This is a genomic window from bacterium, assembly GCA_037127815.1.
GTDB lineage: Bacteria > Patescibacteriota > Minisyncoccia > Phycocordibacterales > CAIZLB01 > CAIJKW01.
On record JBAXXP010000002.1, the window covers coordinates 158,825 to 185,404 of the forward strand.

Annotated in this window: 27 protein-coding genes, 2 tRNA genes and 1 riboswitch; of the genes, 13 read left to right on the forward strand and 16 right to left on the reverse strand. The window is 35.5% G+C overall.

The genetic code is table 11. From position 1 onward, the window contains the following. Positions 1-10: 10 nt before the first annotated feature. Both WCQ00_02620 and WCQ00_02625 read right to left on the reverse strand, forming a co-directional pair. A complete protein-coding gene (locus WCQ00_02620; protein ID MEI6042436.1) occupies positions 11-2,710 on the reverse strand; it encodes a peptidoglycan-binding protein in 2,700 nt (899 codons plus the stop codon). A gap of 88 nt (positions 2,711-2,798) precedes the next feature. Further along, the gene (locus tag WCQ00_02625; GenBank protein ID MEI6042437.1) at positions 2,799-4,055 is read right to left on the reverse strand and encodes a cysteine desulfurase family protein; all 1,257 of its coding nucleotides are present in this window, start codon (positions 4,053-4,055) and stop codon (positions 2,799-2,801) included. A 64-nt stretch (positions 4,056-4,119) separates the two neighbouring features. Here WCQ00_02625 and WCQ00_02630 point away from each other — a divergent pair, with 64 nt between their 5' ends. The 7 genes from WCQ00_02630 (at position 4,120) to WCQ00_02660 (ending at position 8,202) form a co-directional block, all read left to right on the forward strand. Beyond that, positions 4,120-4,608 (forward strand): DUF4446 family protein, encoded by a 489-nt coding sequence (locus WCQ00_02630; protein MEI6042438.1) that lies wholly within the window; start codon positions 4,120-4,122, stop codon positions 4,606-4,608. Positions 4,609-4,663: 55 nt separating this feature from the next. Continuing rightward, positions 4,664-6,244, forward strand: a complete 1,581-nt coding sequence (infB, locus tag WCQ00_02635) for a translation initiation factor IF-2 (protein MEI6042439.1) — start codon at positions 4,664-4,666, stop codon at positions 6,242-6,244. A gap of 45 nt (positions 6,245-6,289) precedes the next feature. Further along, complete coding sequence (locus WCQ00_02640) at positions 6,290-6,628, forward strand: hypothetical protein (GenBank protein ID MEI6042440.1); 339 nt, start codon at positions 6,290-6,292, stop codon at positions 6,626-6,628. A 57-nt stretch (positions 6,629-6,685) separates the two neighbouring features. Beyond that, positions 6,686-6,758 (forward strand) — tRNA-Cys (locus tag WCQ00_02645). Between the two features lie 42 nt (positions 6,759-6,800). Beyond that, positions 6,801-7,295 (forward strand): HNH endonuclease, encoded by a 495-nt coding sequence (locus WCQ00_02650; GenBank protein MEI6042441.1) that lies wholly within the window; start codon positions 6,801-6,803, stop codon positions 7,293-7,295. Next, a tRNA-Leu gene (locus WCQ00_02655) sits at positions 7,275-7,357 on the forward strand. The genes WCQ00_02650 and WCQ00_02655 overlap by 21 nt, the downstream gene beginning before the upstream one ends. 218 nt (positions 7,358-7,575) lie before the next feature. Next, entirely contained in the window at positions 7,576-8,202 is a 627-nt protein-coding gene (locus WCQ00_02660; GenBank protein ID MEI6042442.1) for a 3D domain-containing protein, read from the forward strand. Positions 8,203-8,275: 73 nt separating this feature from the next. Here WCQ00_02660 and WCQ00_02665 read toward each other — a convergent pair whose 3' ends face one another. Beyond that, positions 8,276-9,331: a phosphatidylserine/phosphatidylglycerophosphate/cardiolipin synthase family protein gene (locus WCQ00_02665; protein ID MEI6042443.1), complete on the reverse strand. Its 1,056-nt coding sequence runs from the start codon at positions 9,329-9,331 to the stop codon at positions 8,276-8,278. Positions 9,332-9,380: 49 nt separating this feature from the next. Here WCQ00_02665 and WCQ00_02670 point away from each other — a divergent pair, with 49 nt between their 5' ends. Genes WCQ00_02670 through WCQ00_02680 form a run of 3 tightly spaced genes read left to right on the forward strand, consistent with a single transcriptional unit; the run spans position 9,381 to position 11,443 of the window. Continuing rightward, entirely contained in the window at positions 9,381-9,782 is a 402-nt protein-coding gene (locus WCQ00_02670) for a cupin domain-containing protein (protein ID MEI6042444.1), read from the forward strand. 14 nt (positions 9,783-9,796) lie between these two features. Further along, entirely contained in the window at positions 9,797-10,993 is a 1,197-nt protein-coding gene (locus WCQ00_02675) for an acyltransferase (protein MEI6042445.1), read from the forward strand. 60 nt (positions 10,994-11,053) lie between these two features. Beyond that, positions 11,054-11,443, forward strand: a complete 390-nt coding sequence (locus WCQ00_02680) for a hypothetical protein (protein ID MEI6042446.1) — start codon at positions 11,054-11,056, stop codon at positions 11,441-11,443. 74 nt (positions 11,444-11,517) lie between these two features. On the opposite strand, the gene WCQ00_02685 is transcribed toward WCQ00_02680, so the two are convergent. The 3 genes from WCQ00_02685 to WCQ00_02695 all read right to left on the reverse strand — a co-directional run bounded on the left by WCQ00_02685 (position 11,518) and on the right by WCQ00_02695 (position 14,814). After that, positions 11,518-12,069 carry a hypothetical protein gene (locus tag WCQ00_02685; protein MEI6042447.1) on the reverse strand — a complete coding sequence of 184 codons (552 nt, stop codon included), beginning with the start codon at positions 12,067-12,069 and terminating at the stop codon, positions 11,518-11,520. A gap of 146 nt (positions 12,070-12,215) precedes the next feature. Then, the gene (locus WCQ00_02690) at positions 12,216-13,682 is read right to left on the reverse strand and encodes a nitronate monooxygenase (protein MEI6042448.1); all 1,467 of its coding nucleotides are present in this window, start codon (positions 13,680-13,682) and stop codon (positions 12,216-12,218) included. Positions 13,683-13,977: 295 nt separating this feature from the next. After that, positions 13,978-14,814 carry a PAS domain S-box protein gene (locus tag WCQ00_02695; protein MEI6042449.1) on the reverse strand — a complete coding sequence of 279 codons (837 nt, stop codon included), beginning with the start codon at positions 14,812-14,814 and terminating at the stop codon, positions 13,978-13,980. A gap of 184 nt (positions 14,815-14,998) precedes the next feature. On the opposite strand from WCQ00_02695, the gene WCQ00_02700 reads away from it, so the two are divergent. Beyond that, positions 14,999-15,892 (forward strand): hypothetical protein, encoded by an 894-nt coding sequence (locus WCQ00_02700; GenBank protein MEI6042450.1) that lies wholly within the window; start codon positions 14,999-15,001, stop codon positions 15,890-15,892. A gap of 89 nt (positions 15,893-15,981) precedes the next feature. On the opposite strand, the gene WCQ00_02705 is transcribed toward WCQ00_02700, so the two are convergent. Next, positions 15,982-16,362 (reverse strand): hypothetical protein, encoded by a 381-nt coding sequence (locus tag WCQ00_02705; protein MEI6042451.1) that lies wholly within the window; start codon positions 16,360-16,362, stop codon positions 15,982-15,984. Between the two features lie 241 nt (positions 16,363-16,603). On the opposite strand from WCQ00_02705, the gene WCQ00_02710 reads away from it, so the two are divergent. Further along, a complete protein-coding gene (locus WCQ00_02710; GenBank protein MEI6042452.1) occupies positions 16,604-17,110 on the forward strand; it encodes a YbhB/YbcL family Raf kinase inhibitor-like protein in 507 nt (168 codons plus the stop codon). A gap of 10 nt (positions 17,111-17,120) precedes the next feature. On the opposite strand, the gene WCQ00_02715 is transcribed toward WCQ00_02710, so the two are convergent. From WCQ00_02715 to WCQ00_02750, 8 genes are all read right to left on the reverse strand, one after another. Next, entirely contained in the window at positions 17,121-18,614 is a 1,494-nt protein-coding gene (locus WCQ00_02715) for a DHA2 family efflux MFS transporter permease subunit (protein ID MEI6042453.1), read from the reverse strand. Beyond that, a complete protein-coding gene (locus WCQ00_02720; protein MEI6042454.1) occupies positions 18,604-19,245 on the reverse strand; it encodes an efflux RND transporter periplasmic adaptor subunit in 642 nt (213 codons plus the stop codon). The genes WCQ00_02715 and WCQ00_02720 overlap by 11 nt, the downstream gene beginning before the upstream one ends. Positions 19,246-19,297: 52 nt before the next feature. Continuing rightward, complete coding sequence (locus WCQ00_02725; GenBank protein ID MEI6042455.1) at positions 19,298-20,308, reverse strand: biotin/lipoyl-binding protein; 1,011 nt, start codon at positions 20,306-20,308, stop codon at positions 19,298-19,300. A 53-nt stretch (positions 20,309-20,361) separates the two neighbouring features. Beyond that, positions 20,362-20,811: a MarR family transcriptional regulator gene (locus tag WCQ00_02730; protein ID MEI6042456.1), complete on the reverse strand. Its 450-nt coding sequence runs from the start codon at positions 20,809-20,811 to the stop codon at positions 20,362-20,364. 117 nt (positions 20,812-20,928) lie between these two features. Continuing rightward, entirely contained in the window at positions 20,929-21,792 is an 864-nt protein-coding gene (locus tag WCQ00_02735; GenBank protein MEI6042457.1) for an FAD:protein FMN transferase, read from the reverse strand. A gap of 29 nt (positions 21,793-21,821) precedes the next feature. Then, positions 21,822-22,406, reverse strand: a complete 585-nt coding sequence (locus WCQ00_02740) for a hypothetical protein (GenBank protein MEI6042458.1) — start codon at positions 22,404-22,406, stop codon at positions 21,822-21,824. Positions 22,407-22,429: 23 nt separating this feature from the next. Further along, positions 22,430-22,852, reverse strand: a complete 423-nt coding sequence (locus tag WCQ00_02745; protein ID MEI6042459.1) for a DoxX family protein — start codon at positions 22,850-22,852, stop codon at positions 22,430-22,432. A 122-nt stretch (positions 22,853-22,974) separates the two neighbouring features. Continuing rightward, positions 22,975-23,913, reverse strand: coding sequence for a methionine adenosyltransferase domain-containing protein (locus WCQ00_02750; protein MEI6042460.1), 939 nt, complete (start codon positions 23,911-23,913; stop codon positions 22,975-22,977). A gap of 95 nt (positions 23,914-24,008) precedes the next feature. Next, positions 24,009-24,126, reverse strand: a riboswitch (SAM riboswitch). 100 nt (positions 24,127-24,226) lie between these two features. On the opposite strand from WCQ00_02750, the gene WCQ00_02755 reads away from it, so the two are divergent. Further along, entirely contained in the window at positions 24,227-24,631 is a 405-nt protein-coding gene (locus WCQ00_02755; protein MEI6042461.1) for a hypothetical protein, read from the forward strand. Between the two features lie 603 nt (positions 24,632-25,234). Here WCQ00_02755 and WCQ00_02760 read toward each other — a convergent pair. Further along, on the reverse strand, positions 25,235-26,329 hold the full coding sequence (locus tag WCQ00_02760; GenBank protein ID MEI6042462.1) for a Ser-Thr-rich GPI-anchored membrane family protein: 1,095 nt from the start codon (positions 26,327-26,329) through the stop codon (positions 25,235-25,237). Positions 26,330-26,580: the final 251 nt, after the last annotated feature.

Sequence of the window (26,580 nt, forward strand, 5' to 3'; positions counted from 1 at the left end):
TTGATAAACTCTATTTCAAATTACTAATAATCCCCCTTGTCAGTGGTCCAAAATACCCCGTAGCAGGAATCTTGTTTGCCTTCTGGAACTTTATAAGCGCAGCCTTGGTAGCAGGTCCAAAGTATGTAGTCTCCTTTCCCTTGGATCCAACACCAGTCTTTGCAATAGTGAATCCCTTTGCATTAAGATATGCCTGTAATTTTTTAACATCAGAACCTGTTGAATATACAGATAGGTTTTTGGTGAAAGATACAGGACCTGTTGATGAAATGGATGGTGTTGTTGCAGTAGAAGGTATATTAACAGTGATAGGTGTTAATTGTAGAGATTGTGGCGCATACCCACCGCTAGCACCACCTGAATACACAGAAGCAAGAGCAGATGGAACATTTGTTGTAAAAGTTAAATCAGTTGAGGTTGAAATATTCGCTGATTCATCTCTTGCTGTAATACGGAAGTGGTATACTGTTCCACTTTGTAATCCAATTAATGACAATGCACTAGTTACGCCAAGTGAAGACACAACTGTTTGTCCATATGAGCTTGATGTTCCGTAATCAACTGTATTTGTTACATTTTTGTCGGTTGTTATGTTAACAACAGCATTATCTGTACCAGTTAATACACTTGTATTTAATATTGATGGTTTTGTGTTGTCGGCAGAGATAATGGAGATGGAGGCGGAAGAATAATTGGATACATACACCTGACCATTTACAATACTTGAGTAAATTGGCTTTGTCCCAACGGATAAGGTCTGTGTTACTGAGTCAGTCACGGTATCAATTATTGATACATTATTTGATGCTTGATTATTTATATATAGCTTTGTACCAAGAAGAGCTGCGGAGTTAGGGGTTGAACCAACAGCAATAGTTTTTATCACAGCATCTGTCGTTGAGTCAATAACAGAAACTGTACTTGATGCGGAATTTAGTACATATAGTTTTGTACCGACAGAGATAGAGTATAGTGGACTTTTGTTAACATTTATAGTTGATGAAACAGTATTTGTACTTGTATTTATAACGGATACAGTACTTGATGAATAGTTTACAACGTAAAGGTTTGTACCGTTAAAAGTAGAGTGTCTGGGGTTACTATTGACAGCGATTGTTGCCACCACCGTGTTTGTTGTCGTGTCTACAACAGAGACATTATTTGAGACTGAGTTTGTTATATATAATTTTGTACCGACAAGATTGAGAAAACCGGGGGACGTTCCTACTGCTACAGTTGTTGATGAAGCTGTGTCTGTTATTGTGTTGATTATCCTAATATTATTACCACTTCCAAGATAAATATTTGAACCTATTAAGACAGGCGAAACACATGTTGATGAAAATGAAATAGTTTTAATATTAGTATCAGTCAATGTGTCTACAACAGATACATCAGAAGACCCTGCATTAAAAGTATATATTTTAGTACCTACATTAATAATCTCTTGGGGACCATAACCTACTACAACGTAGTTTAATACTGCTTTTGTTACAGCATCAACTACAGAGACATTACTTGATCCTTGGTTTGCTATATACAGTTTTGTGCCGACAAGAACTGTTTTGTAAGGTGTTGACAAATAATTGATATTCTGTGGAGTGGTTAACAAAACCGTATCCGTTAGCGTATTTATAACTGATATATTTTTTCCAGAGTTGTGCACATACAGCTTTGTCCCAACAAGTACTGAGTACTTTGGTGTCGACGCAACAGCAATAGTAGACAAAACACTATTTGTATTTGCATCTATTACTGACACAGTACTAGAACCAAAGTTGTTAACATATAATTTTGTACCAACAGCTGTTGAATTTACTGGACCAGCATTAACAATAATAATACCTGTAACTGTGTTTGTTGTAGTATCAACAACAGAAACATTGTTTGTCGTATTATTACTTACATACAGTTTTGTACCAATCACAGTTATTGATCTTGGAGAAGTTCCTACAGTTATAGTCGTTGATGAAGCTGTATCTGTTATTGTATCTATTATTTTAATATTATTTGTTGTTTTATTTACCACATAGAGATTGGTTCCAACAACAACTGACATTTGAGGTGCCGTGCCAACTGTTATTGTTTTTGTAACAGTATCCGTTGTTGTATCAATAACAGAAATATTACTTGAGCCTGAGTTTGTCACATAAAGCTTTGTACCCACAAGTGTTGCGGATATCGGGGTGGTGCCAACGTTAATAGCAGAACTTACGGTATTCGTTATAGTATTTATAACAGACACATCATTTGAGTTTTTATTTACAGAATAGAGCTTTGTACCAACAAGGATCGAAAAGAAAGCGCCATCACCAACTATTATTGTCGCTGTAGGTGTAGTAGAGCCAGTTACGGTATCCATCACATAAACATTATCAGTACCAAGTCCTCCATATGTGGAAACATACAATTTAGTTCCAACTAGCGTCATATACATCGGAGTATCATCCCCATAATTAAAGGATAATCTTGTGGAAGAAATTAGGTCAGTAGTTGTGTCCATTATTGAGACTGCGACAGATGGACTACCTGAGTTTGCAATGTACAGATTAGAACCAACCAGAACTGAGTAACCGGGGGCTGACACTAGACCATTGTTATAAATACTAGGAATATTTATGGTTTGACTCACACTATCTGCTTTTACAACATTACAAAAGCTGATAGACAAAAACAAAGCGAGTAATAATATTGTTGCATTTTTTTTCATATATAAAAATTATATCATAATTTATATATTATTTACAAAATATAAACAGAATTGCATCTCTTTTTTAAGATTTATTTAGAGCATCAGTTTAAACTCTAGTGACCGCCTCCACCACCATCTTCCCCGCCTTAATTACATCGGACTTTGTTGTGTATTTTCCTAGACTTATTCTTAGAGATGATTTAGAACAACCGTCCCCTGATACTTCTTGAACAACATATGAATATGAATCTTCAGAAAGTGTTCTACAACTTGTTACAGAAGAAACGCACAAGCCCATTGCATCCAATGTTACGACAAGAAACTCTGCGTCAATTTCTTTGATACAAATATTTAAATTATTAGGTAATCTTTGTCCTTCTTCTATTGTGCCATTTATTGTAAAAAACTCCCCCATTTTAGAATCGCCAATTTTTGATGACTTCAAATATTCCAAAAGCATATTACGAAGAACCTCAACCCTCGTAAATTCTTTTGTCTTTTCTTTTTCTGCTGTTTCAAGAGCTAATGCAAAGCCTGCAATTCCCGGCACATTTTCTGTTCCGGCTCGTCTTCCATTTTCTTGACTACCACCATCTGTAATTGACTTAAAAGGAACAATTCTTTTTACAAACAAAGCCCCTACTCCACGTGGTCCATAAATTTTTCCACCGTCCATTGTCATTAAATCAACATGAAGAGATGGAACTCTCATTGATAAATATTGAACTGCTTGCGATGCATCACTGTGCAAAAACGGCATATCAAATTCTGTTCTACCAAGGCCTCGCTTATATTCTCTCAACTTTTTTCCAATCTGGGCTAGTGGCATAATTGTTCCAATTTCATTATTAGCATACATAACACTCACCAGTATAGTCTTTGGTTTTAATGCTTCAGAAATTTCTGATGCTTCAATAATTCCTTCTTCGTTTGGCGAGATTAGGGTTAATTCAATTTCTCCTTTTTTTTCTAAATTATTCAAAAGTTCTCTAATTGAAGGATGCTCAATTGTTGAACTAATTATATGTGGAATTATAATATCCCCATTAATATCATTATTAATTTCACTATCCAGTCCATCAGCTTTTGTCTGTTCCGCTATATATCCTTTAATTACACCTTTAATAGCTAAAGCATTTGATTCCGTTCCACCTGATGTAAAAATAATTTCATCAGCATGTACCTCAAGTGCTTTTGCAACTCGATTTCTACATGATTCTAAAAAATTTAAAACCTCAACCCCCTCTTTATATAATGAAGATGGATTTGCAACATATTTTTGTGACACACGTAAAATTTCCTTCGATATTTTCTTATCGATAGGTGTAACTGACGCATAATCTAGATAAATTCTTTTGGACATATTTTTAACAAAAGGTTAATAACTACACTATACAAAAAAAGACTGATTCTGTATACTTTGTGTTATGTTTTATTTAAGCGCTGATATATTGTCAATCGGACTAATTGCACTTTCTGTAGTCGTCCTGATTCTTCTAATAATGGTTATCGGAATACAAATGAGGTTAAAAAACCTTCTTAAAAGCGGAGCAAAATCAATTGAAGAAAGTATCACTTCAATGATTAAGCATATTGATGACCTAGAGGTCTTCAAAAAGGAATCTCAGGAGTACCTAACACTAGTTGAAAAACGCCTAAGAAATGGAATACAAGGAGTGGATACACTAAGATTCAATCCATTTAAAGGAACTGGATCTGGTGGAAATCAAAGCTTTTCAACGGCTTTCATAAATGAACAAGGAGATGGAGTAGTTTTTTCAAGTCTATATTCAAGTGACAGAATGAGCGTTTTTGCAAAGCCAATTGAAAAATTCAAGTCAACATTCGAACTAACCGAAGAAGAAGCAAAATCAATTGCAATGGCGCATGACAGATTAGTGTCTCCAAAGGTTTAATCTTATCTGGAAGTAGTTTGCCAAATCCCTAAAAATATTATATATTAGGGTTTAAATGGAAATTCAAACATCAGACTCTAGACCGCCGGTAGTTGTCGTAATGGGCCACATTGACCACGGTAAATCAACACTTCTTGACTACATCAGAAAAACTAATGTGGTTGATAAAGAGGTGGGAGGAATTACACAAAGAATGTCAGCTTATGAAGTTGACCATACTGCCGTTGATGCTAATGGTAAGGAACAAAAAAAGACAATAGTATTTATTGATACTCCAGGTCATGAATCATTTAGCGCGATCAGAGCGCGTGGTGCAACAGCAGCAGACATTGCAATTCTTGTTGTATCAGCTGAAGACGGAGTTAAACCTCAAACACTAGATGCTCTTAAAGCAATCAAAGATGCAGGACTTCCTTTCATTGTTGGAATCAGTAAAATCGATAAGCCAAACGCTGACATTGATAGAGTTAAGCTTTCCCTGGCAGAGAATGAAATCTATGTTGAAGGTTATGGAGGCAGTATTCCATGGATAGCATTCTCTGGTAAGACAGGAGCTGGTGTTGATGAACTATTAGATTTAATTTTACTAACTGCAGAAGTTGATGAGATTAATGGAGATCCATTTGCTGAAGCAGAGTGTGTTGTTATTGAAGCAAATAGAGATAAAGTTAGAGGAGTTTCTGCAACACTAATTGTTAAGAATGGAACACTTTACACTGGATCATTTATTGTTTCAGGAACAGCATTGTCTCCTGTTAGAATTATGGAAAACTTTCTAGGAAAGCCATTAAAAGAAGCTGGACCTTCTACTCCAGTTAGAGTTGTTGGTTGGACAGCAGAGCCTGAGGTTGGTGGAGTATGCTTTACATTTGGAAGCAAAAAAACAGCTGAGGCTTATGTTGCAGAAGAATTAATAAAAGCAAGAGAAAGATCTGAAGCTATTCAAAAGGTTCGTGTTATAGACAGAATTACAGCTACAAACAAAGCTAATGCTCTTGCTCATGAAAATGGTGAAGAGATTATTGATACAGTTGTTCTTCCTGTAATTATCAAAGCAGACACTTCAGGATCTGCGGAGGCTGTGAAGTATGAAATCGAAAATAAAATTAAAGTTCCTAATGTAGAAATTAGAATTATTGCGATGAGTATTGGAGATATTCTAGAAAAAGACGTCAAACTAGCTTCAGGAAAAGCTGGAACAGTTATTCTTGGATTCAACACAAAGATTGATAGTGGATCAAAGTCCATGGCGGACAAAAATGGAATTCATATAATGACATTCAATATCATTTACAAGATGACAGAATGGTTACAAGAATTTGCAGAAGAACATAGACCAAGAACTCAAATTGAAGAAACTAAAGGAATGATTAAGGTTCTTAAAATATTTAGCGCAAGCAAGGACAAACAAGTTCTTGGAGGAAGAGTTGAAACTGGAATGATTTCATTTAACGATGAAGTTAAAATTCTTAGACGCGATATTGAAATTGGTAGAGGTCGTGTTCGTGAACTTCAACACCTTAAGGCTAAAATTGGTTCAGTTGAAGAAGGAAAAGAATTTGGAGCTATGGTTGAGTCAAAGGTTGAAATAACAGCTGGAGATAAATTGGAAACATTCCACAAAATCATAAAGTAATACTTTGGGGTCAGGCACCATGGTGCCTGACCCCAACAAAAAAACATGAAATCTAAAGCAATAATAAAACCACATAGAGACGAAAGGGCTATTCATATCATTAAAGAATTGGCTATGGAGTTTATGTCACGTGAAGCAAACAGAACATCTCTTGTTACTGTTACTAATGTCATTCTTGGCGATAGAGCTAAGAAAGCAACAATCCTTCTTAGTGTTTTACCAGAAGATAAAGGCCCAGTTGTTGAAGAATTTGCTAATAGAAAATGTAAGGAGTTCAGAAGTTATGTAAAAGCTAAGTCAAAGCTAGGTATTATACCCTTCTTTGATTTCAAAATAGACTTTGGTGAATTGAATAGACAGAATATTGACAGGATGCTAAAATAGCAAAATGTCAGGGTTAGATTTGGTTGAATAAGACTAAATATAGGACAGTGACGGTTTGGCGTAGTGGCGAAGTGGTTAACGCGGCGATTTGCAAAATCGTTATGCGCCGGTTCGATCCCGGCCTACGCCTCATGTAAAATTTGTTTTACATATTTCCGTACAAAATCTTTAAATGAGAAAAAGAAAATGGTCAAAAGATCAACTTATCAAGTCAGTTTCCGAATCTACAAGCTATAGGCAGGTTCTGAAAAAACTTGCATTAGTTGAGGCTGGAGGAAATTATACTCAAATAAAGAAATATGTTTTGGAATACAATGTTTCGATAGCACATTTTACAGGTAGAGGGTGGAGCAAGGGTAAAAAATTTTCTGATAAGACACCTTTAATTCCAACTAAAGATATTCTTGTAGTAAACAGCACATTTCAAAGTCACAAACTTAAAAAGCGTTTATTTAAAGAAGGCTTAAAGGAAAAGAAATGTGAGATATGTGGTTGGAACAAAACAACAGCCGAAGGAAGATTACCTTTAGAACTAGACCATATAAATGGTGATAATATGGACAATAGAATATCTAATTTGCAGATACTTTGCCCAAATTGTCATAGTTTGCAGCCTACTCATAGAGGATTGAATAAAAATAAAAAAGCTCGGGTGGTGGAATGGTAGACACGCGACACTTAAAATGTCGTAGGCGTAAGCCTGTGTGGGTTCGAGTCCCGCCCCGAGCACAAAGTCGGAAAAAACAAAAATACACATCAATAACCAGATGTGTATTTTTGTTTACATAACTTACTTGATTTTGACGCTATTCTACATCATATATTACAGAATGGCTCATATTAGCCTTATTTTTGGTAAAAAACTTGACACATCGTCAAAAATAGATTACAAGTAATAAGGACCGAGTACACAACTGTCGGTGCTAAGTGAACCATAAAAAAGACTGATGATACATATAAAGAAAGTTGCTATTTTTGCAGCATTCATCACTATAATCCCATTTGGCACTACCAACGCCAAGGGTGATGGAGAAAACAAAAATCACAACAGAGATAGGGATTGTAATAGGTTGGAATTGTGCTACATGGAGGTCTGCGTGACCAAGTATCACAAGTCTGAACCTCACTGCGATCCAGGTACATTGAATGGAGATTCCAAAACGGGCGTTAAACTCCGTGAAGGAAACTCCAAGGTTATTGGGACAATCGCAACTGACCCCAGGGTCATACCGTTTGGCTCACTCGTTCTGATGACTACAAAGAAAGGGGTCACAAACCTCTATCTCGCTGTGGATATTGGAGGAGCAGTAACCGCCAGAAGAGCATCACGTCAACTTGCGAAGCAAGATGGACTAGGAAAGGAATGGGCTACCCGCCCAGTGATCGATGTATATTCATCACGAGAGATTATCAGCAACTGGTCAACAGTTATGATAGTCAAAGCCGCCCCATTGGGAAAGCTGAAAGACTCGGAGTTGAGGCCGCGTTTGAAAGAACGCATGTACACCGGATACTGGATGTCCAGAGGGCTTGAGCTGCCCGATAAGAAGCAGTTCATGGCCTATAACAAATAAGATTGTAACCCCTGATGGGGCTTGCGGCATCTGCCGCAAGCCCCATCTTTTTTTATTAAACCTAATTCAGACGTTAGAGAAATCGCAAAAATAAACTTATAACAGGAAACAAGACATAATCAAACCACTTCATTTTACATGAACCTGGATCAAAAAAAACTGATTCTTTTTTCCATACATCAATTATTTTCGTGATTTTCAAGATTGCATGAGGATCTTTAAAGAAAATGCCAATCTCGGAGTTAAATTCAAATGATAAGAAATCCAAATTATTTGATCCAATAATTGCATCCTTAGAATCAATAACCATAATTTTTGCATGATTCATTTTTGGCTCCAGATAAAACTTTATTCCGAGTTTAGAGAGCTTACACATATAATAGTAATTAATTCTATCTATAACATAATGATCAGTGTCTCTTGGTACTAAAATTTCAACATTAACACCCCGAAGATGTGCCTGGTGGAGCAAGCCAATAAACCATCGCTTTGGTATAAGATACGGGGTTAAAAGAACTATGTCCTTTTTAGCTTTCGATAAATGATTTGTGTAAATCTTTTTTAGACGAAATCTATTCTTCACAGGCGAATGCTCTATAATCCAATCGTGCATTTTCTTTCTGATTCTAGGAATTTTTCTATGAACATTATTCCTTTTACTAAGCGAAATAATGGATTGATCAAGACCTCCGCACTCTACATAAGACTTTGCAAAAGATCTAATTATAACAGATACCAACTTTCCTTTTGATTGCACAACTAAATCGTTCCAAAGCGATGAGCTTTGCTGAAAATTTACACCTCCAATAAAAGCTACTTGTTCATCGACAATCAAAATTTTTCTATGTGTTCTGTGGAAAAGATAACTTAGAAAGAATATCTCTGCCCCTGATTCTCTAATTTCCATTACTGCTTTTTTACTCAAATTTGAACTTCCAAATGAATCTAAAATTATTCTAACTCTCAAACCTTCTGAGGCTTTTTGTTTTATTAACTTCAAAAAATCAAACTCCACCATCCCATCCTGAAAAATATACATCTCGAGATATACAGATTTTTTAGCAACAGAAATAGCATTAAACATTGCTTGCCATGACTTCTGAGAATTAGCGAAGAATTTGTAACGCATATTAATGTTTATATTATACCTCAAATAGCAAATATGCTACAATATCGTTATGAAAAAAGGATATAAAGAAAACATAGAAAAAGAAACATTAGAAAATATTAATTTTAGAAAAGTGCTTTATACAGGCGCTCATATGCAATTAGTGCTTATGTCACTTAAACCAAGTGAAGACATTGGCCTTGAAGTTCATACTGAAAATGACCAATTTTTCCGTTTTGAAAAGGGACATGGAAAAGTAATTGTTGGTGAGACTGAATATGAAGTAGCGGATGGTGATGTAATAATCGTTCCTTCAAATACTCAACACAATATTATTAATACCTCAGATACAGAAGACTTAAAAATGTACACAATCTACTCTCCTGCTCATCACAAAGATGGTGTCGTAAGATTAACCAAGGAGGAAGCGGAAAAAGACGGACCAGAATTTGATGGTGTTTTAAGTGAGTAATTAAAAATATTCAAGTGTCTGTAGTAACAAACGATGCGATGGCGGACAACCATCATAAACCTTTATATTTTGAAAATCTTGATGGACTTAGGTTCATAGCTTTTTTTGCTGTCTTTATTTCTCATGCATCGTTATTTCTAGGGTATGACAATAATTCTTATTTTTATCAGCTATTTAAAAAGTATATTCTAGTAAATGGAGATGTTGGCGTATCATTTTTCTTTGTACTTTCTGGTTTTTTGATTACCTACCTATTGATTAGAGAAAAAGATAATAATGGTAAGGTATCTTTGAAAAGTTTCTATCTTAAAAGAATTCTTAGAATATGGCCGGTGTATTTCACAACTCTTATTGTTGGTTTTTTTATATTACCAGTAATAGCGCGCTTAATTATTGGCTCTGAAAGTTTTGTTTTTCTGATGAACCCATTGTTCTCAGTACTACCTAACTATATATTTTTTCTTGCTAACTTCAATGGCGCTTTGAGTACTAATGTGCCAACAGCTGTTCTTTGGTCAGTATCAGTTGAAGAGCAATTCTATCTAGTTTGGCCATTTGTAATAGCTTTTCTTCCCAGGAAACATCTATTGAAATTCCTAAGCACTATTATTTTAATATCGTGTTTATATAGATATTTTTATGCTTTTTTTCCAGACATGATATCATATTCGACATTTTCTGTTATGTCCGATTTAGCAGTTGGATCAGTTTTAGCATACTTACTTTATACTAAAAATAATTTAATGGATGGTTTATTTTCTAAGATCAAAGTTGCTCCAAAAAAAATCATTGCTTTACTGTATACATTTTTAATACTAATTATAGCAGGAAGACATTATGCTACTGACGCATTAATTTCTCATTCTATTTTTTACAGCCTTTTTGTTTCGATATTTCCTCTAATCCTAGCCTCTACCTATGCACTTATAATTTTTGAGCAGAATGAATCAAGTGGATCAATTTTTAAAATCGGGAGATCAAAAATACTTACCTCGCTTGGAAAGATTTCTTATGGATTATATTCATATCACATGATTGCATTTGTTATAGTACTGCTTTCTATGTATTGCTTCGGAATCGATATATGGCACATGTCCATTATCAATTGGTTCATATCTATGGGGCTATCATTGACTACCGTGTACGTGCTAGCAACGCTTTCATATTATGGAATGGAAAAATATTTCTTGAGTAAAAAGCCAAAACATTGATTTTTCTGACATAATTTTATATACTAGTCAAGGCTAAGAAAACCAACAAAGGAGCACTTTATGAAGGAAATTTATGCAGAATTTGACCCAACGCTGTATAACCTCAAACAGATTATTCAGGCACTTACCTGCCCCATTAATCGACATGCGACATGCGTCGAGCATGGATGTGACGAATGGGAACTACAGAAACACCCAGAATGGCTGATTGAGCATTACATAAAATATGGAGGAGCGGTTGCTTTTGATAAAAAACGCAAAGAATTTGAGAAAGGATGTGATTTCTACAATAACTGCCTTTTGGCAAATTGGTGTAAGCTTGCAAGTATGCAATCTAATCACATGAAATGCCCCCTCAAAGTGATTACCGACGGGCGAGTTCATCTTCATGGACTTGCTTGTATTAACGCTGACGTTGATGACGCTGGCACAAACAACTTTCAGATATAACGCCTAGTGCGGGAAATCTACAAACCCAAAAATGCCCGGCAGACCCATGGTCTGCCGGGCATAAATTTACCATTTTACAATATCTTCATTATCTCATCCTCAATATTTGAATTATAATTATGTCCCGCATTTTTTACCCTAACAACATCTACACCTTTTTTTTCTAAACTATTTACGATTCTTTTATCACACAAGTATCTATCTTTTTCACCCATAATTATTGTTATTTTATCATGTGGTACGATATTTATAATATCTACAACAGGAATACTAAATAATTTCATTGCTTTATAAAAAGCAGGTACAGCAAATAACATTAATTTAATTCTTTTAACAGGACTTCTTACCCCTTCAAATATAATATATTTAGACCACCGAATAAATATATTATCTTTTACAAATACAGGATTGATTAGAATAATCCTAAAATTTCTATATATATTCCAATTATACAAAAGCGCCACTGAACCAAGACTGTGAGCAATCACAGTATCTGCATCAATTCTTTCATCAAGATTAATTTCATTATCCCAAATATCAAGATTATTTTTAAAACCATATATTTCCCCTATATCCATCCAACCCGGTATGTAAAAAATTCTTTTATTTTCTTTCAGTTTCTCCATGATTGTAATTATATCATATTGATTTTATATCGGGGTCAGGTAGCACTAGTATTTGTATTGTCATAAGTCACTACCGTGCCTAACCTAAAAAAAAGGCCGCATGCGAGTAAACTCGCATGCGGCCCCATATCAAAACTACCAACAAATCACACACCTTCAATGTACCTCACGACATCCTCCGCATAGTATGTAGCATCTTCATGCGCCATAAATACTTTGAAGAACCCTAAGGAGTCACCGGCGGTAAGAATGGGCTTCTCTCCATCTCTTGCTCCCGCTGTAGACATGAGAGCGTTACAGAGACACACAGTACGTTTTGTGCACTCTATGCAACCGCCTTTACTGACAAAATTGTCGATAGGTTCAGCAGAACACCTAAATCCAATGCTTCCGTCATCCTTGATATATGCCGTCCTCAGTAGCCCAATATTACAAACGCGCTTGCGCTCATTATATACGACTTCTTCAGAAAGCGTTTCAGAGACTCTAGAAACCTTGAATGGAAAACCTGTAGGTGATGCATCGCCATCAGTAAAAGTATCGAGACTACCATTGAAGCCCAGCTTTCTAGACTGGCTTTTTAAATCCTCTCGAGTGCCAGATTCCTCACAAAAAGCAAAAGCCGATCCAACTTGGATACCATTTGCTCCAACACTTTGTGCGTAGCGTAGACCCTGAGGAGAAGCAAGTCCACCAGCAATATAAAATGGAACACCCAAACTTGCTACCCTAGCAAAATCCACAACGTCACGTTCCCCATACACAGGTTCCCCACGAGCATTCAGTATTAAGTCCTTTCCGCGAGGTGGAGCGTTATGCCCGCCAGCAGTTGGAGCCTCAATAATAAATCCATAGATTTTTCCTGGATATGTTTTATGCAAACGCTCAAGAAGCGTATTGGATGCCACAATAGGTAAAAACAAAGGACGATTCTTGATGTACAGTCTTTCTCCAAAAAACGAAACACAATCAAACACCAAGTCCACAGTGTTTTTATCGGAACCAGGAACTTTGTCCTGACCAACGACGTAAATTGGATAAGTGATCCTTTCGCCATTCATAATGTCATCAATGAGCTTTGGCATTTCTTTTGGAATACCAGCACCCATTACAACACCATCAACGTTAGCAAGCATCGCACCCAGTACACTGTAAAGATTCGGCATCGGAACTTCATGAAGTAGATTGATAAAGATAGGTTTTGAATGACCTTCCTTCGACAAATCTACAAATACAAAGCTCGCACAAATTGTTAAACCCATCAATAAATTTGAGGGTTCGAAGGTATACATCGGGACAGGTTTTTGCTTCTTTCCTTCCTTAATACCACCATCGACAAAATATGCATTCATAACCATCTCCACAATTTTTGGATATGGAAATCTTTTTAGTGACCTACGATAATCGCCAGTTGGATCACCTTTTTGTAATACATATGCCAACAGGTTGGCGACCGCAGTAAGTGATACGGTGCCAATTGCACCCGCACGAGCTGCAGCATTTGCAAGTCTCCAACCAGAAACTCCAACCCCCATTCCACCTTGAATGATGGGCGGTAGCTTAACTGAATCGGCGCTCACTGATACTAAACTATCATTAGTTTTTGCATTCATGATTAATAGCCTTCTATTTGTTTGTTGTTGAATTTGAACGATTTTTAACACCAGTCAATGACCTTTTCTAGGCAAATCATAGCATAAAACGAAAATTCATTCCTTATTTCGACGAACTACTTCTTCTGTTGAATTATTTAAAAATACCCTATAAACCTTATTTAAAAAAGCAAAAAACCCGAACCTATAAATAGATCACGGGCTTCTAGAACCTCGGGTTTTCTGCTTAATATAGTATATCAGATACTATAATTTTTTGATATAGATTCCCAGTTTAAATAACAAGTAGTCAAAATTACTTGTTATTTTTTAACCAAGACAACACACAATAACCAACAAAATTACCCATATCATTATACTTAGGGGCAAAATACATTTCTCCACTCATTGTATGACCTTTTTTGTTCAAAAAAGCCCTACTGTTTATTCTATAAGGCTGTCCAAGTAATGAGAAATTTTTAAAGATTTTTATAGCCTCTTCTGTATCTCCATCAGTTGTAAAATCAAAAAACTTCTTTCCAACAAACTCATCTTGTAAGTATCCTGTGATTTTTTCAGCGGACTGACTAACATATTCTATCATTCCATTTTTATCAATATCAAAATATAGATCACAGACATTAGCCATAAACTCCAAGTCATTTTTTTTAGAAACATTCTCATTCTTTTCCTCATCAATTAATTCAGCAAGCAACAATATTTGTTTATCACTTTCAGTTGGATGATATAATCTTGCTACTACATTTATTGGAACATTCCTTCCATCCTTAGTTCTATGAGTAGTATCAAATTTTATATAATTGTCGTCGCCCAATAATGAGTCAGTAAAGAAGAAACTTTCATCAAGTCTTTTAGATAGAAGTGGATTTATTTCACTAAAGTTTTTCCCTATCAATTCTTCATGTGTGTATCCTAAAAGAAGACAAGCTGATTGACTAACGTTTGTAATAACGCCCTTACTATTTCTTATAAGCATATAATGAGTATCATCATCAGCCAATTTTATGCTACCTATTCTATTTATGGTTCCACATTTCTTACACTTTATCTCAAGTGCACCGTCAAAAAACAGCCCCTTAAGTAGAAGCTTGCCGCATTGGCATCTTTGCTCATTTAAAAATAATTTGTCCAAAATTGTATATTTAGAGAAATAAAAATATACTTGAGCTTCTAGAGCTTCTTAGAAAAGTAATACTAACAGTATACATATAAACCATATTTAACACCAGACACACCAACCTTAAACCACATAAGAAATTGTGTAACAACTTTTGTCAATATCATCTAACATATCAAGCATGAGATAATCAGAACATATGATAGACACAAGTAAACTTATCGATTTAGATGAATGCGCTATAAACGCTCTGGATTTATTCAAAAAGAAAGGTATTCCAAAATTGGAAGACATTAGCTTCAATAGACCCATTGTATTAGGAAGTAGTAATGCCCTAGTAGCTGGAAAAATAATTTTTGAGGATACCGATGCTGTCTTTGCAGATGAGAGTAATTTCATTAAAAAATTAGACACTACAAAAAATATAGATGGGGCGGTTATATTATCAGCATCAGGAGGAAAACACGCACCGATAATTGCAGAAGAACTTAAGAATAGAAAAATTGAATCAATTCTTTTCACAAATACAGAAAACTCACAGGCTGGAAGGATTGTTGATCACACATATATCTTTAATAAAAATACAGAACCTTACACATACAATACCTCTACCTATCTTGGTATGATTTTATCTAAAACAAAAGAAAACCCATCACAAATTATTGAAACGATAGAAAGTATAAAAAATATTATACCCACAGACTTATCTAAGTATAATGCATATTTTATAATCATCCCAAATGAGTTTGAAAATTTAAGAGAAATGCTTATTACAAAGTTTGACGAGTTATTTGGACCAATGCTTGTAGGTCGAGTCTATACCCCAGAACAAACAAAGCACGCAAAGACAGTAACTGAATCTGATACAGAGCTATTTATAAGCCTCGGTTATGAAAATAATTTATTTGGAAAAAATAGAATAAATATTCCCCTATCAGAAAAATTTAATTATGGAACATTAATGGCTGTTGCATATTATATTATTGGTCAGATTCAAAAGGCCAATCCACCATATTTCAAAAATAATATTGAGAGATATATAAAGGAATCTTCTGAGATTTTTCATGAAAAACTGGAGGTGATAGTAAAATAACAGAATACAAGATATAAAATTAAGGTAAATTAATTGGCCCGCCTGCTTAAGCAGGCGGGCCGTGTTTCGAATCATAATCATATTCGTTCCTAGAACATGATCAGTGTCCCCACTTTCGCTATCTCACTACCAACCACTCGCCGTTCAGAAGTAGCCGAGGCCACTTTCAGATTACGATGATACTCCTTCATTCTGCTGATCAAGACAACGATATAAGGAAGACCACTAAGGTAAGGGATCTTGGAGAGACCATCAAAGTCAGCTTCGCCATTAATGCCATTGAGGCAAGTAGGACGGCAGACAAATGAAAATTCCACACCCACATTGTCAGACTTGAAGCCAGAGCAATTGTCCAGAGTTTTTTGATAACCACGGACACCGTGTCCAGTAGGAGGTCCAAAAACAAACTTCCTCGTATAATGATCAGATTCCAAATAACCACATTCCGTGCATTGTGTTCCAAAAGCCATGATATCTTGTTTCTACTTGTTGAATTGATGCCTGACAGGCAAACAGTGTCTCGTCTCAATGAGCCAGAGGTCTAATTCAATATATTACCACGTTTTTCCTAAAACTCAAGACCAATTATTTATATCTTGTTTTTTCAAAAACAAGTGAGATAATTAATGCATGAAAGAAAAAAATATTATAATTATCATAATTATTTTTTTATTAGTAATTGCCACACCATTTATATTCAATAAAACAATTATGAAAAATGAAACTACCTCATCACCTAATAAGGCTACAACAGAAACACAAGTAAATCTACCAATGGGAATAAGCATATCAAGCTCGGCATTTAGCAATGGAGAAAAGATACCTTTTAAGTATAGCTGTGATGGAGCCAATACCCCACCACCATTATCGATAAAAAACGTCCCTTCCAAAACTAAGTCCCTTACGATAATTGTCGAGGATCCTGACGCACCAAGTGGAACATGGAGTCATTTTTTAATTTGGAATATTGCACCAAATACAACTGAATTAAATGAAGGATTTGGCAAAGAAGGAACTATGGGAGTGAATAGCTCGGGAAAAATTGCATACCTAGGACCATGCCCACCAAAAGGCCCTACTCATAGATATTTTTTTAAAGTATACGCCCTAGATTCACGTCTTGAAATCGAGAAAGGCTCAACAAAAAATATTCTTCTTGAAGCAATGAGAGGGCACATTTTAGATCAATCGGAGATATTTGGAACCTACTCGAGGTAAATTGCATAATTTATTCCACCATCACTTTTACGTTTACTCTTTCATTCTTGATTTTTATAAATAATGAAGTAAATGCTCCAACAAAAACTATCGCAGCTGCAATTAGGAACACATAATTATAAGCGTTTATCTGGGCCTTCAAAACAACAAGTGACATATACTGTTGAATGGTAGTTGGATTAGTACTATTCAATATACTCATTTGATTTATAGATAGGATGTTTGTACTGATCCTATTGCTCAAAATCGTACCAAATAACGCGATACCAACAGCTCCAGAAATATTTCTAACAAGTGCGAGTATTGATGACGCAATGCCAATTTCATTAAGGTCGACAACTGATGCGACGATATTCGTACGTTGAGCCATACCAAAGCCAAGACCAAAGGCCATCACAGATAATGGAACCATTATATCCATCGCTGTTGATTTTGCATCAAGAAAAGAAAGCATAAAAATTCCAATTGACGCTACAATCGTACTCGCGAAAATAATATATCTTGGCTGTACCTTACCAGTTAATGAACCCCCAAGAGGTGAAGCAATCATCATCGCTGCAGCAAGGGGCATAAATAAATATCCAGATTGACTTGCTGTGTATCCCAAAAATGTTTGTGCAAATACCGGTATTAAAAATAATCCTCCCATCATACCCATAAACACAACAAAGTTGTTAATAAGTGCATAAACAAAGGCGGGTATCTTAAAGAATTTCAAATCAACAATAGGCTCTTTTGTTTTCTGTTCGATTTTTATAAATAATCCAAAAAGTGTGACTATTATAAAATATGAAATCATACTTCCTGATGAAAGCCATCCCCAATCGTTCCCCTTCTCCAGCACCAAAACCAGAGATGAAAGCATACCCCCAAGAGTCAGTGCTCCCCACCAATCGAAATGTTTTGATTTAACTGGAGCAACAGACTCGTTAATAAAATGAAAAGCCATCCAGATTCCTATAATTCCAATCGGTAGGTTAATAAGAAACACGGAACGCCATCCAAAATTATCAATAAGTGGACCACCAATAAGCGGGCCAAAAACTGTAGCGGCAGCAAAAGATGATGACCATATACCAAGCGCTTGTGCTCTTTGCTTTCCTTCCTTGAAGGTTATAGCAATAATAGCCATAGCTGTTGGATAATCAGCGGACCCTGCAATTGCTTGAATGATTCTAAAAACAATCATCGATTGAAGATTCCAAGCAAGACCAGCCAGTACTGATCCAACAATAAAAATCGAAAATCCTAATATATATATTTTCTTCCTTCCAAGTGAGTCACCAAGCTTTCCCCAGATTGGAACAAACACTGCATTTGCAATAATATAAGCTGTGGCAATCCAACCTGCAGACGAGATGGTAAGCCCAAAATCATTAATGATTTTAGGCAAAGCCAAGTTAACAATTGTCTGATCAAGACGCCCCAAAAAAGTACCCACTATAACAGTAAGAAGAATCCACCACTGAAGTTTTGTTCTACCTTCCTCCTTATTATTTTGCATAAACCCTTAATTTTACAGACATACCATTCCTGAATTCTGGATGAAGTAAAATATCATATCTAACTTTTATATTAAATTGTTTTATTTCACGTTTATCAGAAATACTAAATAGAGAACCTGATTGATTTGATGTTGGGCTAACCTCATCAACAATACCCATAAATTGTGTACTACCATATGCATCAACGGTAAACACAGCAGTATCGCCAACTTTAATTCTAGATAGACCTTTATCTTCATCAATTTTCCCAACCACTCTCAATTGATTAGGATCAATCATTGATACAACTGTAGCTCCTGCCATAAACACTTGCCCTGGAGTATTTTGCACATTAATAATTACACCTGCAGTTTTTGCAGAGAGTACTTCTGAACCAACTCGTGCTAATGATTGATTAACAGTAACCCTGTCACCCGCCTTAACATAAACCTCTGAAAGAATACCCTCAGCTTCTGGTCCAACATTTATAACTGGAGCAGAAATTTGAGACATATCAATAGAAACATAAGCTGAGGTTGATTTCAAATAAAGAAGACCTCCGAGTATACCAAATATTACTATTATACCAGTCACACTTTGAACCAACGGCCTTTTAAAGAAACTCTTTTTTGTATTGTTAGGATTTTCCATATTTTGTATTTTGATTTTGGGGTCAGGCACCATGGTGCCTGACCCCAAATGATTATTGTTTTACGATTGTTAGAAGTGTCTTATTTACAATAGCTGATTCACCAATTTTTAAATGTGAATCAACAAATGATACAACCCCGTCCATTGGAGCGACAATTGTATAATTCTTATACGCAGCCAAAGCAATTTCATATGACCCCTGCACAGAATTTATTGTAGCTTGTGCAATATTGGCCTCTGAAGATCCATTCTTACCAAGATTTGCTTCTAGCTGACTTAATACTTGATTACGAGTTGTTACAGCTAGATCATATGCGTTTCTATTTGCAACGTAGCTAACAGAACGTTTGTTTGGAATGCTTATTACCCACTTAGTTGAAGCAGAATAATATCCTGATGGAAATTGAATAAATAAACCACATGAACCAAGAGGCTGTGGAGCAAAATATGTTACACTTCCATTACCATCTTCAAGCCCTGTTACATTAAATGAATAGCCTGATACAACACCCGATGAATAAGGTGCTACAACATATTCACCTTCCTTTTCACAGGTGTACGTCCCACTTATCTGTGGAATTAAACTATTATCTACTGTTGCATTTTCATTATAATTATCTTTACCTACTGCAATAAGATTACTAGATAACATTGTTCTATAAGCATTTGCAACCAGCACATCTTGTTGTTTTTTTGCACTAGCATATTGAACATTCAGTGATGCATACTGTGCTTTCGCAAGCTCAAGTGACCCCCTTGCTTGATTCACCGCACCTTTTGCATCATCTGCCTCAAGAGTTGCCAGTACGTCACCTGCTTTTACAATATCTCCAGAACGAACAGTAACTGTAGCGACACGCCCTGCTTTAACAAAAGCAAGGTTCACTGAGTTACTAGATGTTCCTTCAACTGATATAGCAAGATTTTGATCTAAAGGAAGTACGACGGAAGGAGCATTACCAACATAATTATAAAGTGACGCTCCGATAATTATTGCAACAACCATTGATGCTGAAATTACAATTTTAGGTTTCTGAAATATGCTGATTATTTTATTTTTCATTTTTTTTGAGAACTCATGTCGCGTCTCCATCCTTTTGGCGCAACACTGATTAATTAATTAATTTTATTAAGAATAACTGTAAGCTGTTTTTTTTCTTCTTCTGTAAGGGGTACCAACATTTCCCTAATAATTCCAACCTTTATATCCTTAAACATAGAAAACAATTTTATTGTCTTTGGAGTTGCTGAAATAAGAATCCCTCGTCTATCCTTAGGGTCGCTTTTTCGATTAACTAACTTTTTTTCATAAAGTGTTTCAATCAAAGATGTAGCAGATGGTGCTGTAACATCCAAATGAGAAGCTATGCTCTTCATTGTGGGGTTTTTATTCTCTATTACAAACCTAAGAATCTCAAGCTGGGAAATCGTAAAATGAAGATTATCAGCCTCTTTTCTTAAACCAATAACAAATTTCTTGTGAAATTTCATGAAAGCATCCTGAAGCTCATTTTCCATTACAACCTTTGTTACAGCCTTTTTTTTGTTATTTTGGGTTAATTTCATGTATTATACTTAGCCAAATTAAATGTTAGACAAACTAAGTATATATTAATCACAAAAAAAAGCCACCGAGTCTCAGGCTTTATGGTGACCAACCCCATATCTTAATGGTAAATCAAACTAGAAAAACTCCCCCTGAAAACCTTCCGATTTCTCCATAGAAAAATCCTTTCTAATTAGTACATATTCAAAATCATAAAGTGGGGCCAACATACTTGCGTCAACAAAGAACAAACATGTAGCCAGTGCATCAGCAATCATGGCAGTTTTTGCAGTCACCCAAATTGCAATAATTTCATCTGAAGATTCTAATGTTTTTGGATTCATTATATGATTATATTTTCCCCAAGACCTTCTGTTACCTGATGATCCGCAGATACTTCCATTTTGTAATGTACAAACACCAATAACCTGATCTAAGTTTTTTGGATTCTCTAAGCCCACCCTAATTGTATTTTTACCTTTATGCAAAATGTCTCCACCAGCATCAATACAATACTCGTCAACACCTTCGCTATTTAGTAACTCCCCTATTATGTCTACAATATAACCCTTACCTGCCGCTCCAAAATCAAGCATCACAGATTTCTTAACCGTAAGTTTTGGATGAGAATACTCAAATACGTCATTCCATTCTGGAGGCACACTCAATTCATCCTTAGGCTGTAAAGAATAATTAGAGTCATACCCCGCATCAGATAAAAGATTACCCATAAATGGAGAAAAGAAACCGTTTGTCAGATTATAAAGCTCGTGATATATAGACATCATCTTCTCAGCATCTTCTGGTAACCCATATTCCCCTACCTGTTTGGAAATTTTTGTTACAATAGAATCCTCTCTAAATCTTGAATAATTACTCTCAAAAACTTCTATTCTATTTTTTATAATCAAAAGGAGCTCCTCTTCCTTTTGAGAATCGAGCTCCTTATATATATCTATCTGCCATGTTGTACCTATCGCTTTAAAATTAAATTGAGTCATAAATTTCCGTCAATTCAGTATAACGCTAATTATGCAGCTGCTTGTGTCTTTATACTAGACAAAGCTTTATTGAAGCCTTCAGGTGTTAGAGATGAACCGGAGACTTTTGATAACTTAAGGTCTGCAATATTTTTTCCAATCACATACTGTTTATATCCAGAAATAAATTTCTCTTGATACCTTACAGATGTTCTATCTCCTGAGACTGATGTTACATTTGAGTCAGTAATTATATTATTTGCGATTGTAAGACTAACCCTTATTGTCACATCTCCATCTGGTGTTCCATAAGTACCATCGGCAGTGTATGTTCCATTCTTGTAATTATTTGTAGACACACCCTTCTTTGTAGTACCAACCTGCGTTGTTACTACTGCTGGGATGGTGTTGGATGGAGCCTGCGTATTATCATCATCAGACTCAGAATCATCTGAAGTCTGATTATTTGCAACTACATTATTTGATACCTCCGATGTACTTTGCTGTGTTGATGTGTCAACAGCTACATTTGAAGAGGTTTTTTCCTGCGAATATGTGACTATTACAACAGCAAGTACAGCAACGACACCCAGTAATATTCCGTTTTTTTTATACAATTGATTATTTGAATTCATTATTTTGTTTTATATTTAAACTTTTATTTTAATAAGGCCTGAGATTGCACTTGATCTTTCTTTTGCTGTATACAAAAGACATCTGCTCCATTCATAAACACAACAAGGGTTCCTATAGCTATTCCCAAATCTCTGACACCAGTATCTCCATATCCAACAACCCACATAATATCTAGCATATGAAGGCCTAACAAAAGAGCTGATAATCTTGTAAATAAACCAAACATGAGCGCAAGGCCAAACACTAATTCAAAACTAGCATTTAGAAATACAAAGTTTGATGCACTTATATTGGTCATTGAAACCAAGGATTCAGGAATATAAGCCACCCACATACTATTATGCAGGAATTGTTGCAAACTGAACCACAATATGACTGCCGCCATACCAATTCTTAATACCACAGGAGCATAAAGCTCCAGAAAATACGTTGTTTTATTTATCATAATTATTATTATACACCAGCACTATCACACCACCTATACTATTAGTACGATAGTTATTAGAAAAACTTTCACTATAACATTTGGGGTCAGGCACCATGGTGCCTGACCCCAAATTACAAACTCTATCTGTCCCACTCAAAACCTCTCCCAAAATGTCCCCAGGTACATGTATCCTTAAATTTTACGTCCTTGAAATTTAGATGATTATTTATTCCAGCTGGAGTTAAATCATAATCTGTAATCTCAACCTCTTTTCCATCAATAACAGCAATAGCCATAACCGGCTCATTTTTCCCAATGGCATATGCAAGCTTCGTAAAAACCTCATTTGCATTATGTTTCTTAAGCAAATCAATTGCAATTTTACGTGCCATGTAAGCGCCTGATCTATCAACTTTTGTATAGTCTTTTCCAGAGAATGAGCCACCACCAATTGTTATTTCTGGTCCATAATTATCAACAATCAATTTCCTACCAGACAGTCCCGTATCTGCATCAAACCCACCTTGATCCCATTCTCCTGCTGGATTAATTAAATATTCGTCAGCTTGGATAATATCTTTTACGATTTTCAGAAGCTCATCATTTTTTGAGTTTTGAAAACTTACGACAACTGTAGTGACTTTACCATCCTCAATTGTAACTTGAGTCTTTCCATCGTAAGGATAAACTTCAAAAACTTTCTTACACAAATTTCTAGCCAACTCATATTCTAAAGGTAATAATGATACGGTCTCATTTGTTGCATATCCCTTCATAATCCCCTGATCTCCAGCTCCTCCAGTATCAACACCTTGTGCAATTTGAGGACTTTGTAAAACTAAATTTGATATTATTTTATATGAATCACCTACGATACCCTTTACAATCAACTCAATATCAGGATTTGCTTTTGATGTAACTTCTCCATTTATTGTAATCAAACCATGACCACCCATCACCTCTACTGCAACTCTACTTTTTATATCTTCTTGCATATATGCATCTAGAATACTATCTGCGATAAAATCGCAAATCTTATCTGGATGCTTTGGACTAACAAATTCTGCTGTTCTTTTCATATTTGTACGAATCGCCACAACACCCATATTATTTAAATGAGTGTAGTAGCCTATTAAATTAAAAATTCCTCATAAAGAGGAAAGATAGATGACTAGTCTTATCTTTCCATAATAATGCTTTCGCACTATCTGGCTGGATTTAGCACCTACTCATTTCTGAGGGTTGCCGATGGGTCGTTGAGCCAGTTGCTCTCGCCATACTCGTGATACAACTAATTTAGTTGTGGCTACATTGTAGCACTACTCAGTTTGCAATACAATCACGCTCTATTAATTATTTGATTAATGAGCATGATTAGGTTAAAATTATCGTATGGAAAGTCTAAAATCATTCAGTCAATTATCAGGAGGAACAGAATCAGAGCCAACTCCTGAATTACAGCAACCTGTTGAGAGAAAAGAAAAACATATAGAGATGCTAGAAAAAATGGGTTTATCACCTGAAGATTCTGAAAAGATCCCTCCCAAGGATTTCTTTGATTTAGCGATGAATAAATGTGGATACATGGCTCCAAATTTTAGAGATAGTTCAAGAAGAATCATACTTATGAGTACATATCAAAAAGCATTCATAGAATACTATGGACTTAAGGGACCAAAGAAAAATGTTGAATTCTCCAAAATTTTCGACAAAATGTATAGAGATGGAGAAATAGATTTCATACCTCATACAAAGGGCAAAGATTCGTTTTTAGCTTCACCTATAGTTGAGGAATAGAATGAGGATACTTACCAAGCTGAAATCCAGTCTTAATTCACGTATAATTTTCTCAATCGTATTATTCTTAGTATGCATGTCCCTAGATTTCTCGGTAACTAATTTTTATATTCAAGGAAATATAAATTTGGAGGGGAATTTACTAAATATTTATTCATTTTTTATTTTATTTTTATTTATAAAAACCAATGTTATACTAATTAGTATAACATAGATATTCTCGGCTACTAAAAATTATCGTTAATTTATAAGAATCCAGAAGCTACAACAGAAGATACAAAGATTATTTCTTAGTAAGATATTTTCGAACCTGTCATTAGGAGATGATAACATAACGCCAGAATACACATTGGCATTTAAATTTCTTACAGAATGACTACCTGTAATAAATGATAGTTTAGAACCACAAAACTATGGCTCTAACAAAGGAAAAGAGAGCACTTTCGTGCCCTCTCATCCTGTCTTGCTCCGCGGGTAGGATTCGCCCCTCGCCCTTCGGGCTCGAAATTCGTGCCCTTATCTCGCGGAATCAGGCAAAAGAAAAAACGCCAGCTGTGCTGACGCCTTTTCTTCTGCTGCTCCGAACTTGGGGCGATGTTCGAATTATTGTTGTAAATTCTGAATTAATGGATTTTCAATTGTAAATATATCGCTCGCTGCATTCATACCAAGACCTGAATTTTCTATTTGAACTTGATAAAGACCTGGTAAAATATCTGACGGTATATTCCAAGTATATGTACCTATTGATACACCCGGGTTCGGATTAAAATATGTATAATCATGTCTAGATGAATCATAAATTCCCCAACCTAACATAGCTGAAATGGTTATTACACGCATTGGACCACTCCAGTTAATTTGGACTGACTTTCCTGCTTTCCAGACTGTTGATTTGTTTGGGGAGATTATTTTTACAGCAGAACCTCCATTTGTATTTGAAGTATTAGCAGATGTGGATACATCATCAAGCACGCTATTAGTTTTATTAGTAAAAATAATAGTTGGAATAATCTCATCGATTCCTACGCCACCAACATTGTTCACAGCACGGCTATAACTAGAAATTTCAAGAATATTCCCTTTTGAATCCACAGGAATAAACACCATCTCTCCCCCACCACCAGATATTTCATTATGATAAATAACCTCAATCGCTTTTTTACCTCCCACAGTTATATTTCTTTTTATCACATTAGAATACTCGGGATTCTTGACCTCATTATCTACCGTTTCCTCATAAGTAAAATTTCTTCCAAGCACCTGGTTGTAACGAATACCCTCTCTAAAATCTAAACTATTAGCAAAACTAATTTCTATACCCGTACTCTGTTCACTGACCGTAGGTTGCCCCATTGTTGGTGGGTATTTAAAAGTAAAATCTATTTTATCATTAGTGTATGTTGACCAATTTTCATTTACATCATTACCCAAGGTTGGAACAACCGGAAACACATCAACTGTAGTTTTTAAAGTTTTTTTATTAATATTGTCTGAATTTTTAATAATCGAAGATGTGGTTGATGAGGAATTATTTGTTAATTCTTTTACAGGCGAAGGATTCTCTGGCGTAGATTCTTGTTTTATTTTATTGTTTGAAGTGTTTTGCATATAAAAATATGTTGCCACCCCAACCCCTAATAAAACTACAACCATCATCATTAGAGGAACTATAAATCCTCTTTGTGTATTTTTCATATTACAATTGTATCAGAATCAAATATTATATACATCTTTTTATTTTCACTCTAATCGCGGGTAGGATTCGCCCCTCCTCCGTCGAAATTCGTACCCTTCTCTCGCGGATCAGTTAGAAATAAAAATGCACCAGACAAGCTGGTGTTTTTTATTCTAATGCTCCGCGGACTTGATTCTGTTCGACTAGCACTCATTGAGGATGGTTTGGATGATTTAGCGAAGATTGAGAAAGTTAAAAAGAAACAGAAGTC